Annotated in this window: 9 protein-coding genes; 8 read left to right on the top strand and 1 reads right to left on the bottom strand. The window is 64.6% G+C overall.

The features are described 5' to 3' along the window. Window positions 1-75 precede the first annotated feature (75 nt). Window positions 76-1,755: an energy-dependent translational throttle protein EttA gene (ettA, locus tag J2W22_RS14385; RefSeq protein WP_307118926.1), complete on the bottom strand. Its 1,680-nt coding sequence runs from the start codon at window positions 1,753-1,755 to the stop codon at window positions 76-78. Between the two features lie 328 nt (window positions 1,756-2,083). Between ettA and J2W22_RS14380 the strand changes: the two genes are divergently transcribed. The 8 genes from J2W22_RS14380 to J2W22_RS14345 all read left to right on the top strand — a co-directional run bounded on the left by J2W22_RS14380 (window position 2,084) and on the right by J2W22_RS14345 (window position 12,116). After that, window positions 2,084-3,460, top strand: a complete 1,377-nt coding sequence (locus J2W22_RS14380) for a M20/M25/M40 family metallo-hydrolase (RefSeq protein WP_307118925.1) — start codon at window positions 2,084-2,086, stop codon at window positions 3,458-3,460. 184 nt (window positions 3,461-3,644) lie between these two features. After that, window positions 3,645-3,878, top strand: a complete 234-nt coding sequence (locus J2W22_RS14375; protein ID WP_307118924.1) for a hypothetical protein — start codon at window positions 3,645-3,647, stop codon at window positions 3,876-3,878. A 147-nt stretch (window positions 3,879-4,025) separates the two neighbouring features. After that, entirely contained in the window at window positions 4,026-5,363 is a 1,338-nt protein-coding gene (gene dctA / locus J2W22_RS14370; protein WP_307118923.1) for a C4-dicarboxylate transporter DctA, read from the top strand. A 139-nt stretch (window positions 5,364-5,502) separates the two neighbouring features. After that, window positions 5,503-7,281 carry a DUF6538 domain-containing protein gene (locus tag J2W22_RS14365; protein WP_307118922.1) on the top strand — a complete coding sequence of 593 codons (1,779 nt, stop codon included), beginning with the start codon at window positions 5,503-5,505 and terminating at the stop codon, window positions 7,279-7,281. 601 nt (window positions 7,282-7,882) lie between these two features. Then, entirely contained in the window at window positions 7,883-9,574 is a 1,692-nt protein-coding gene (locus J2W22_RS14360; RefSeq protein WP_307118921.1) for a terminase large subunit domain-containing protein, read from the top strand. An 11-nt stretch (window positions 9,575-9,585) separates the two neighbouring features. Continuing rightward, the gene (locus J2W22_RS14355; protein WP_307118920.1) at window positions 9,586-10,890 is read left to right on the top strand and encodes a hypothetical protein; all 1,305 of its coding nucleotides are present in this window, start codon (window positions 9,586-9,588) and stop codon (window positions 10,888-10,890) included. A gap of 11 nt (window positions 10,891-10,901) precedes the next feature. Further along, the gene (locus tag J2W22_RS14350; RefSeq protein WP_307118919.1) at window positions 10,902-11,183 is read left to right on the top strand and encodes a hypothetical protein; all 282 of its coding nucleotides are present in this window, start codon (window positions 10,902-10,904) and stop codon (window positions 11,181-11,183) included. A 33-nt stretch (window positions 11,184-11,216) separates the two neighbouring features. Continuing rightward, a complete protein-coding gene (locus J2W22_RS14345; RefSeq protein WP_307118918.1) occupies window positions 11,217-12,116 on the top strand; it encodes a major capsid protein in 900 nt (299 codons plus the stop codon). The last annotated feature ends 60 nt before the right edge of the window (window positions 12,117-12,176 follow it).

Below are 12,176 nucleotides of genomic sequence, written 5' to 3'. Positions count from 1 at the left end.
CGGGCGTTTCCACCCGGGCGCTTGTCGATCTTGGTCAGAAAGCCGCTCCAGCAGCTTGCCGGAGCAGGCTTTTCCTCAGCGGGTCAGCTTCTTGTAGGCCAGCGCGGTCGGACGATCGGCGGCATCGCCCAGGCGACGGCGCTTGTCTTCCTCATAGGCTTCGAAATTGCCTTCGAACCACTCCACATGGCTGTTGCCTTCGAAGGCGAGGATGTGCGTGGCGAGACGGTCGAGGAAGAAGCGATCGTGGCTGATCACCACGGCGCAACCCGCGAAATTCTCGATCGCCTCTTCCAGCGCACCCAGCGTTTCCACGTCGAGGTCGTTGGTCGGCTCGTCGAGCAGCAGCACGTTGCCGCCGCGCTTCAGCATCTTGGCGATGTTCACGCGGTTGCGCTCACCGCCGGAGAGCTTGCCGACATTCTTCTGCTGGTCGGCGCCCTTGAAGTTGAAGGCACCCACATAGGCGCGGGTCGACTGGTCGTGCCCGTTGATCTTCATGTAGTCGAGGCCGTCCGAGATTTCCTCCCAGACGTTCTTCTTGTCGTCCAGGTGATCGCGGCTCTGGTCGACATAGCCGAGGCGGACGGTGGTGCCCATCTCGATCGTGCCTTCGTCCGGGGTCTCCTGGCCGGTGATCAGCTTGAACAGGGTCGACTTGCCGGCGCCGTTCGGGCCGATCACGCCGACGATGCCGCCGGCCGGCAGCGTGAACGAGAGGTTCTCGAACAGCAGCTTGTCGCCGTAAGCCTTGGAGACGTTCTCCACCTCGATCACCTTGCCGCCCAGGCGCTCGGGCACCTGGATGACGATCTGGGCGCCGCTCGGCTTGCGGTTCTCCTGGCTGGCGACGAGCTGGTCGAACTTGGCGATACGCGCCTTCGACTTGGTCTGGCGGCCCTTCGGGCCCTGGCGGATCCACTCGAGCTCGTCCTTGATCGCCTTCTGGCGGCCGGACTCCTCGCGGTCCTCCTGCTCGAGGCGCTTGGCCTTCTTCTCCAGATAGGTCGAGTAGTTGCCCTCGTACGGGAAGTACTTGCCGCGGTCGATCTCGAGGATCCAGCCGACGACATTGTCGAGGAAGTAGCGGTCGTGGGTGATCATCAGCACCGCGCCAGCATATTCCTTGAGGTGGTTTTCCAGCCACTCGACGCTCTCGGCGTCGAGGTGGTTGGTCGGTTCGTCGAGCAGCAGGATGTCCGGCTTCTGGATCAGCAGCCGGGTCAGCGCGATGCGGCGCTTCTCGCCGCCCGAGAGGTTGGCGACTTCCCAGTCCGACGGCGGGCAGCGCAGCGCTTCCATCGCGATCTCGAGCTGGTTGTCGAGCGTCCAGCCATCCACCGCGTCGATCTTGGCCTGGAGCTCGCCCATCTCCTCCATCAGCGCGTCGAAATCGGTGTCGTCCTTCGGATCGCCCATCTCGGCAGAGATCGCATTGAAGCGATCGACCAGGTCGGCCGTCTCGCGTGCGCCATCCTTGACGTTCTCGAGCACGTTCTTGGTCGGATCGAGCTGCGGCTCCTGCGGCAGATAGCCGACGGTGATGTGCTCACCCGGCCAGGCCTCGCCCGAGAAGTCCTTGTCGATGCCCGCCATGATCTTCATCAGGGTCGACTTGCCGGCGCCGTTCGGGCCGACGATGCCGATCTTGGCACCCTGATAGAATTGCAGGTTGATGTTGTTCAGCACCGGCTTGGGAGCGCCGGGGAAGGTCTTGGTCATGTCCTTCATGACGAAGGCGTATTGGGCGGCCACGTGGCGGTCTCCGTTCGCAGGTCTGGATATGCAGGAAGTTTGGCGGCGATGTAGCGGGGGGTTGGCAAAATGGCAACGCAGCCGCGCCGGAACGCCCCGCTTGCAATGTAGGATTTCCTCTGCTGCCCTCTTCCCGGGCCCGGCGGGCAGTGGCGGGCGTCGTTCAACGATCGGTTGAATGCCCAGCCACACATGTACAAGGTGATTCAAGGGATTCAACGAATTGCTCAACCACTCGGTTGAATATCGGCTCGAAACCGCCTCGGAAACGCTGTGGAAACCCTCGGTGCATTGCCGAATGTTTCACCTGCGACTAGCGTCGCCGGCCATGACCAAGCGCATCCTGCTCGCGGCCGTCGCCGCCCTCGCCCTGCCCCTCCCCGCTCTGGCCCAGACGCATGACGCAGCAGCACTGCGCGACGCGGCTCTGAAGGACGACCTTGCCTGGGAAATCACCGAAGGCCTCACCACCGAGGTCGGCCAGCGCCTGGCGGCGACCGAGGCGGAAGCGCGTGCCCGCGCCTGGGCGGTGAAGAAGCTCACCGCGCTCGGCTTCAAGAACGTCCATATCGAGACCTTCAAGATGCCGCTCTGGGAACGCGGCATCGAGACCGCCGAGGTGCTCGGCTCCGCATCGCAGAAGCTCGTCATCGCGGCGCTCGGCAATTCGGGCTCGACCGGCCCCAAGCCGATCGAGGCCGAAGTGGCGTTCTTCCCGACCTTCGCCGATCTCCAGGCAGCGCCGGCTGACGCCGTGAAGGGCAAGATCGTCTATGTCGGCAACACGATGACGCCCACCCAGGACGGCTCGCAATATGGCTATTACGGCGCCGCGCGGCGTGCCGGCCCGAATGTCGCGGCGACCAAGGGCGCAGCGGCGATCCTGATCCGCTCGATCGGCACCGATCATCACCGCAATCCCCATACCGGCGTCACTAGTTGGACCCAGGGCGTCAAGCCGATCGGCGCCGCCGCGCTGTCGCTCCCCGATGCCGACCAACTCGAGCGACTGCTCAAGCGCGGTCCGGTCAAGCTGCGCGTGCAGATCACCGCAGGCGTCAAGGGTGAGGCCGAATCGGGCAACGTCATTGCCGATGTGCCGGGCAGCGATCCCTCGGCGGGGATCATCCTGGTCGGCGGCCATCTCGACAGCTGGGATCTCGGCACCGGCGCGATCGACGACGCCTCGGGCGTGGCGATCACCACTGCAGCAGCCAAGCGGATCATGGATGCCGGCCAGCCGAAGCGCACGATCCGCGTCGTCTGGTTCGGCGCGGAGGAAGTCGGCGGCTTCGGCGGCACGGCCTATGCCAAGGCGCATGCCACCGAGCGCCACGTGCTCGCCCAGGAATCGGATTTCGGCGCCGATCGCGTCTGGAAGTTCGAAGTGAACCTGCCCGAGGGCGCCAAGCCGATCGCGGACCGTCTCGCCACCGTGCTTTCCCCGCTCGGCATCTCGCGCGGCCGTGGCACCGCACATGGGGGCACCGATGTCGGGCCGGTCATCAACACCGGCGTCGGCGTGATCGATCTGAGCCAGTCGGGCCTGCGCTATTTCGATTATCACCACACGCCCGACGACACGCTCGACAAGATCGATCCGGAGCAGCTACGCCAGAATGTGGCAGCCTGGACCGCGATGCTCGCGGTGACCGCGAACGCGCCGGAGGACATCGGGCCGATCCCCAAGGGTGAGGGCGAGTAAGGGAACCGGAGGCGGCCTCGCGCATTGATGGCCGCCAGCTGGCAAGATTTGGGCGAAAAAATGTCCTAAATTTTGCCAGTGGGTGAATTTGCGATTGACGCAAACGCAACGACCGCTATGCCAGCGGTTCGCGACGGCTAATCGGGCCGGCTGCGAAACGTTTGAGTTCCTTTAGGAGCACCACATGAAGAAGATCCTCATTGTTGCTGCGACCGCCGGCCTGATGTCGCTCGCGGCTTGCAACGGCGGCACCACCAACACCACCGCCGAGAACGTTGCCGACTCGCACGAGGCGAATGCCGCTGCGTACGAAGCCGCTGCCGACAACACCACCAACGCTGCTGCCGAGGCGACCCTTGAGAACGCCGCGAACGTGGAAGAGAACAAGGCCGACGCCGCCGAGGCGAACGCCCACTGATCTCTGTTCGGCACCCGGCCTTTGGCCGGACCGAGAGATAGGAAGGACGCTCCCGCAAGGGGGCGTCCTTTTCCGTTTGGGGCTTTCGCGCGCTCCGCTATGCCGGTGGAAATATTGGGGCCGGTGGAAATATTGGGGGAAAAGTGAATGGGCGCAGTCGCCACCAGCCATGCCGGAGAACCGCCCAGGCCCCAGCCCTGGTGGCAGATGCTCTACGTCCAGGTGCTGATCGGCATCGCTGCCGGCGTGCTGGTCGGCGCGCTCTGGCCGGCCTTCGGCGCCTCGCTGGAGTGGCTCGGCCTCGCCTTCGTCAACCTGGTCAAGATGATCATCGCCCCGGTCATCTTCCTCACCCTGGTGACCGGCATCGCCGGCGCCCGCGAGCTCGGCTCGCTGGGCCGGGTCGTGATCAAGGCCCTCGCCTATTTCCTGTTCTTCTCCTCGCTGGCGCTGGTCGTCGGCCTGATCGTCGCCCATGTCGTCCAGCCCGGCGCGAGCATGCACATCGATCCGCACACGCTGAGCGAGGCCAAGGTCGCCGGCTATGAGAAGCAGGCGCATGAGACCAGCATCACCGGCTTCGTGATGGCGATCATCCCGACGACGCTGGCCTCGGCGCTGACCAGCGGCTCGATCCTGCAGGTGTTGTTCGTCGCCATCCTGTTCGGCGTGGGCCTTGCCGGGCTCGGCGAGCGCGTCCGCCCGCTGGTCGACCTGCTTGAGCAACTGAGCCTCGTCGTGTTCCGCCTGGTGGCGATCCTGATGCGCGCCGCTCCGGTCGGCGCGTTCGGCGCCATGGCCTTCACCATCGGCAAATATGGCGTCGGCGCGCTGTGGAACCTGGGCGGGCTGGTCGCGACCTTCTACGCCACCTCGGCCCTGTTCGTGCTCGTCGTGCTCGGTCTGGTCGGCTGGTTCGCCGGCTTCTCGATCCTCAAGCTGCTGCGCTACCTGAAGGGCGAGCTCTTCCTCGTCCTCGGCGCCTCCTCGTCCGAGGCCGCCCTGCCCGCGTTGATGGAGAAGCTCGAGCGGGCCGGCTGCGACAAGGAAGTCGTCGGCGTCGTCGTACCCGCCGGCTATTCGTTCAATCTCGACGGCACCAACATCTACATGACGTTGGCAGCGTTGTTCATAGCCCAAGCAACCGGCGTCCACCTCTCGCTCGGCGAGCAACTGATCCTGCTCGGCACCGCGATGCTCACCTCCAAGGGCGCTGCGGGGGTGACCGGCGCGGGCTTCGCCACGCTGGCGGCGACACTGATGGTCGTGCCGACCATTCCGGTCGCCGGCATGGCGCTGATCCTGGGCGTCGACCGCTTCATGAGCGAATGCCGCAGCCTGACCAACTTCATCGGCAATGCCGTGGCGACTATCGTGGTGGCGCGCTGGGAAGGACGGCTCGATGCCGACGCCCTGAAGCGCGCACTGGACGGCAAGGCGGAAAATATACCGCCCCGGATCGCAAGTGAAACCGATATGGATTGAGTGGTCGGGGAGACAGGATGGGAAACTGCCAAGCCCCTTGACATAGGATTGCCCAGGAGTCGCGGTTTTCTGCGGTTTATCGGGCGTCCACCTGTATATTTTCCTGTATATTTTTGAGCTGATCGGCTACCATGCCGACATGAAGAAGCCCTCCGACCGCTATCTCTGGTTCCGTCCTGAATCCCGCAACATCTGGTTCCGCATGGCCGTCCCCAAGGAGGCCCAGGATCGTGTAGGCAAGAAGCTCTACACATGCCCGCTCGGCACCAGCGACCCGCGCGAAGCTGTCGTGCTCGCCGGCAAGAAGCGCGCCCAGCTGTTCGAGGCATGGGGGCTAATGGCTGCCCCGGCGTCGCAGCTTCCGGTGCCGCTGCGACGCGCACCGACCGACGCCGAGTTGGAGCATGCAGCCGTTGTGCTCGGCTATGAGCTGCCCAGGGCCGACGCGGAGGCCGGTAGGCGGACGTTGCGCGGCCCGAACATGTATCGCGGGCACGTCGCCTGGACGCGCGGCGAGCTGGAGGCCCAGACCCTTGCCGCCAACACTGGCGATCACGCCCCGGTGCGCGATCTCGCCGACGCTGCGATCGACGCCCTGGGCTTCGACATCGCGCCGGAGAGTGAGGGTTATGCCAAGCTATGCGACCTCCTGAACACGGCGCGGCTTGCCGGCCTTCGCGAGCAGCACCAGCGCAACCTTGGCGACGTTGAGGCCGAGACCGATAGCAAGCTGGTCCAGCGCGTTCGTGAGCGCGAGGCGGCGAAGGCCAAGGATGGCGAAACGATCGCCGAGCTGTTCGATGCCTGGGGCACTGAAATGCTCGCCAAGGGCGAAAAGCGTGCCGACACGATCAATCAAGACCGCAAGGTGCTTGCGCAGTTTGCGGCGTTTGTCGGTGCGGACCGCGACGTGCGCTCGATCACGCCGGCAGACGTGGCGGACTATCGGGACACCATGCGCCACCTGCCGCCGAAGTGGATGAGCAAGCGCGAGCTGCGCGACCTGGATATGCGCACGGCTGCCGCGACGGCGCGCGCCCAGTGCATGCCGCAAACCGCCTACACCACGATCAACAAGCACCTTTCGACGATTTCGCCGCTTTACAAGTGGCTGGCGGGACAGCCGAAATGGGCGGGCATGCGTAATCCCTGCGATGGGCTGTTTCATGCCAAGGTGAAGGGCAAAAACCGGCGTCCGTCGTTCAACACCGCCGCGCTCAACAAAATGCTCGGCTCGCCGCTGTTCAACGGGTTTCTCGCGACCGGTCGGGAACATGTGCCAGGTGCCATGCGCGCCGACGACTGGCGCTACTGGCTGCCGCTCGCGGCCATGTTCAGCGGCGCGCGCCTCGGCGAGATTGCTCAGCTCCGCGTCGGCGACGTGAACACGCAGTTCGGGGTGTGGTTCATCCATATCCGCCATGAGGAAAAGGACGGCCTCACGACCAAGAGCGGCAAGAGCCGGTTCGCGGCGGTGCACCCGATGCTTGAGCGCGTCGGTTTCCTCGCGTTCCACCAGCGCCGGCTTGAGGCCGTGGGCGGCGATCTCGACGCACCGATGTTCCCGGAGCTGGAGCCGAATGCGCGCGGGCAGATCAGCGGCATGGCGTCGCGCTGGTGGCGCGAATATCTCGCCGCGATCGGCGTGAAGGATGGCGACGCCCAAGGCGGCGACGGCTTCGGTGCCCATAGCTTCCGGCATACGCTCACCGACCGTCTGCGCGTCGAAGCCGAGCTACTAGACCCGCAGATTGCCGTGTGCCTGGGGCACAGCGAAAAGACCACGACTGGAGGGTATGGCAGCATTCCCCAGGGCACGGTGAAGATGCTCAAGGGCTATATGGACGCGGTGAGATTCGACGGCGTGACGTTCGATCATCTGATCGCCGCAGAGGACGCTCGGAAGCTGGCGGCGTAGCGTGTCGGAAACCGGCTGAGGGTGCGTTTTATACCCGCCGCGAGGGGGATTGACGTTCCACTGGAAGTCTGATTACGCGCGCGCCCTCGCGCTCTCGCCTGCGTCTATAAAACAAATAATATACTTAGATTCAGATTCGAAGATTCCCATGAACGTTGTTCTCCTTCGGAGAACGGACTGCGTCCCGATTTTTTGTCATTGGTGTCAGAACAAGCACAACAGCGCGGAGCGAAAATCTTGCTGGATGCGGAGTGCACAGCGCTTTCCGCTTTCCGCTCCTTCGATTTCGTGATACAATTCTTGCCATCGACAGCTTCGGCGTTCGATCCTCCTCCTGAGGCTAACTGGGAAGGTCTGCGGCCATGACCTTGACGGCGCGCTCTTAGAAAACCGACCTCCTAGCCATCGGCGTGACCGCCATCGGCAAGCTATCAATCAGCTTTTACCTTGAGCCACTAGGCGCGCAGCGCCGCTAGGCAACTTCGACCTGCCCCGTGGGGCACGCCCGTGACATGGGCCGTCCAGCCGGACGCTAACGGCGAACCGCTTTCCACCGTGACGGTGACGCAGCGCTTCCCCAACGCAGCTCCGGTGTGCCTCCTTGTCCGTTTCTCCCGCCACGTCCAAGCCTACCCTTGCCGCGTCGATCGCCTCATGGCGAGACGGCAGCGACGGCTTTTTCCGCTTCCTGGCGGACGTGCAGCCGCGCGTGCCGAGCGGCACCGGCGGATTTGTCCCCTTCAATCCTGGCCCCGTCGAGCGCGCCGAGATTGCGAAGGCCCTGGACGGCACCGACGTATCGGTCGCGGTGTTCTGCTGGCCCCGTCGCCACGGCAAAACGCTCACCAGCGCAATGATCCTCATCTGGCGGTTCGTCACGCGGACCGCCGAGAACATTGCCGTTGTCGCCAACTCGGAACGACAGGTCGTCGATACTGCCTTCCGCACGATCAAGCAGGCGTTCGAGCACACGCCGTTGCTCAAGCAATTGGTTGCGGCGGGCACCGTCAAGGTTGGCGCTGATCGTATCGAATTGCCAAGCACCGGCAGCGTCATTCAGGCGTTCAGCTCGAACCCCTCGGCGCTCTGGGGCAAGAAGCTCAGCGCCGCTCAGATTTCCGAAATCCATGCCGCGAAGAATGGCGGCGATGATGTGTTCGAGGCGCTGGCCGGCTCGCTGCTGGACACCGCCGGTTCGCTGCTGCTGATCGACTCTACGGTAGCGCCGAAGTCGTCGAAGCTGTGGGAGCTGTATGCTGCCGCGACGCACTCGACCGACCCCGACACATCGATCGCGTTCAGCCACATTGCCTACGCCGACTTAGACGAGGCCTGCGCCAAGTCACCGGCGTGGATTGCACCGGCAAAGCTGCGGTCGCTGGCCCGCCAGATGCTCCCGCACAAGTTTGCCCTCCTGCACCTCAACCGTTGGGGTGACGCGGCGAACCTCCTGTTTCCCGCCGCCGTGCTCGATCCTTGCATTGAGAGCTACCCGCTCGACCTAGATGCACTGGCGGCGGGTTCCGCTTCGATCGTCGGCGCTGGCCTGGACCGCGCGTTCGGCGGCACCGTCCGGGGAGATAAGACCGCAACCTCGTGCGTCGCGAAAATCGCGATCGACGACGAAGAGCACATCTACGTGCTGGACGCCGAATCCGTGCCGTTTAGCCGCATGGCCGGCATCAAGTCGCGATTCGACGGCTACCATGCCGCGCATGGCATGAAGCGCCTAGTGCTAGAGTCTTACGGCGCGCAGGATGTTGCCGATTGGGCAGGCACACGCCCTTTCGGCGCTGGCACCGAAGTCGTCCACCCGTCCCGGCGCACGAAGTATGCCGCGTTCCTCGCGCTCTATCAGGCGGCAGCCGAAAGTCGGCTGCATATCAGCCCCAAGTTCAAGGAGCTGATTGCCGAGCTGCGCGCCTTCGAGGTTAACGAAGACGGCAAGGCAACCGATGGCGAAGCCGCCGTGCCCAAGTTCAGCCATCCGCGCGGCGGGCATGACGACTTCGTGCATGCGCTGGCCTGGGCAGTCTACTCGCTGCGCAGCATCACCCTGAATCCATACGAGATTGCCGGAGTGAACTGCACCGGTATCGGCGCGAGCATCGTGCATTGCGCGCTCAATGGCGGCGATCACGTCCCGCCCTGCGCGGACGCTTGCCGTTCGATGGCCGAAGCTCGCCACCTTCACGGCGCTTATCTGGCCCGCTCGCCGCTGGTCCCGCTCGACCTCGCCCCCTTCATCGCAAGCAAGCTGCGCAACACCGGCGCGCACACGCTGCCCCGGTAACGGAGAGAATTTTGCTCGCCTTCCGCCGCCCGCAAACAACCGATGTGGTCCGCATCACCGCCGCTTCGCGTGTTCGCAAAAGCGACACTGCACGGCGCTTGGCCTATTATTGGGACCGCCAGAATGACGCGACCTATCGGCTGATCGCCCAGCGCTTCGCCAAGCCTGAGCAGTTCCGCATATTCTGCGTCAACATCGTTCGCGCCATCGCCGACAAACGCGCCAGCACCTACCGCATGCCGCCACGCCGCACCTTCGTCGGCATGGATCAGGCTGCCGGCGACTCGCTCTACAAGGCCATGAATGCAGACGCGGTGCTCAAGAAGGCGTCGCGATACTTGGAAGTCTGCAAGACTGTCGCGCTGCAAGTGGGCTGGAACGAGACGACCGGCGCGCCGACGCTGCGCGTGCTCACGCCGAACGTGCTCGACGTGGTGTATTCCGACCCAGAGCGGCCCGAGCGCGTCATCGTCACCTATCCCGGCGAGCGCGCCGAAGACACCACGTTTGCCGACTGGACGCCGACCGGCTTCCGCATGCTGAACCACAGCGGCGCGGCCACGCCGGTGCTGGGCAATCCCGGCAACGCCAACCCCTACGGCGTGCTGCCGTTCGTGCCGTGGTTCGACCGGTTGCCCGATGACTCGTTCTGGCTCCCGGGTGGCGACGATCTTTATGCTGCCCAGGATGCGGTCAACGTCGCGCTCGCGTCGCTGTGGCGCGCGGTCGAGCTGCACAGCCATGGCCAAGCCTGGGCATCGGGCATCTCGGCGAACGAGGTTCTGCAATTCGGTCCCGATCGTGCCGTCGCACTTCCCCAGGGCGGGCAGTTTGGTTTCGCCGCCCCGAACGCACCTATCGCGTCGATCCTATCGGCGATCGAATTTGTCCTGCGGGAAACGGCAGCCACGCACGGCGTCGGCGCTGACCTGTTCGATCTCAGCAAGGTCGCGGAGTCCGGCTCGGCGAAGCACGCCGGTCGCCTCGATCTCAAGGAGGTACGGCAGGATCAGATTGCCCAGGCCCGCACCATGGAAGCGCGCTTGTTCGACACGCTGCGCGCCGTGGTCAACACGCACCGGCCCGGCACAATCCCCGACGACGCTACGGTAGGCGTCGATTTCGCCGAGCAGCAAGACCAGCTCAGCGAAGCCGAAGCGCTCGATAACGCCCGCACGAAAAGCGAGCTGGGCGTGTGGTCGCCGGTCGATGTGCTGATGAGCACGAACCCGGACGGCTTCCCCGATCGCGAGTCCGCTTTCCGCGAGCTGCAACGCCGCCGCGACGAGTCCGCCGAGCTGGCCGTCCCACTTTGAAAGGAAACACCATGAGCACCGAAACTCCGACACCAGCGCCCAGCGCAGAACCCGAGACGCCCCCGGCGTCGCCGCCAGCCACCCCCGACGCCGCTTTGGAGCTGGCGGCCTTCAGGGATGTGCTGGCGGCGCTTCGCGCCGACATCGCAGCGCTGACCCCGGCTAAGACGGAAACCCCCGCCGCGCCGACCGTCCCAGCGACCGACACGCCGCCGCCCGCGATCACGCCGAAGGCGCCTGACACGTCCAACCTGCCGGTCTTTGCGCGCCTGGCAGCCGGCTACACCAACTAACGCGCACACCCGAACAAGAGGAATACTCAACAAGTGCTTACGCAGACCGAATGGGCAAAGCTGAACCCGGACCCGCTTCAGAGCGGTGTTGTGGAGATTTTCGCCACCACCAATCCGATCATGCAGTACATGCCTTTCCAAAACATCGCGGGCGCCGCGTATGTCTACAACCGGGAACAGGCTCTGCCGGGTATCGCCTTCCGAGGCATCAACGAGTCCTATGACGAATCCACCGGCGTCATCAATCAGCTCGCCGACCCCCTCAAAATCCTCGGCGGCGACCTCGATGTCGATGCCGCGCTGATCGCCTGGAGCACTGGCGCAAATGACACTCGCGCTGTGCAGGACGCAATGAAGGTGAAGGCCCTGTCGCTTTCCCACCTTAAGACGGTGTTCGACGGCGACAGCGCCGCCAACCCCAAGGAATTCGATGGCCTGAACGCCCGCCTGACCGGAGCACAGGTGCTCGGCGCCGGCACCAATGGCGGCGTGCTGACCCTCAACATGCTGGACGATCTCGTTGACGCGGTTTCTGGTTCGCCGTCGATCCTGCTGATGAACAAGAAGACTCGGCAGGTTATCCGACAGCTCGCGCGGAGCGTTCAGGCGCTGACCATCGCCAAGGACGACCTGGGCCGCGAAATCGACCTCTATTACGGGGTGCCGTTCGGCATCGTCGAGGACGACGCTCAGGGCAACGCCATCCTCGGCTTCGACGAAGCGCAGGGCACGGCGAACAACACCGCCAGCATCTATGCCATCCGCTTCGGCCCCGATGGCATGTTCGGCGCGCAGACGGCTCCGATTAGCGTCCGCGACCTCGGCGAGCTTCAGAGCAAGCCGGCGTTCCGTACCCGCGTCGAGCACTACAATACGATCGTGCTGGAGCACCCGAAGTGCGCGGCCCGCCTGAAGGGCGTCAAGCTCCAGTAAGCCACCCCACCGCCAGTAATGGCTTTCCCTCATATCCGGTGCGCCATGTGATCGCTGGCG

Source organism: Sphingomonas kyeonggiensis (genome assembly GCF_030812785.1).
GTDB lineage: Bacteria > Pseudomonadota > Alphaproteobacteria > Sphingomonadales > Sphingomonadaceae > Sphingomonas > Sphingomonas kyeonggiensis_B.
The sequence above is the reverse complement of the archived record's forward strand: the minus strand, read 5'-3'. Positions and strand labels throughout refer to the sequence as shown.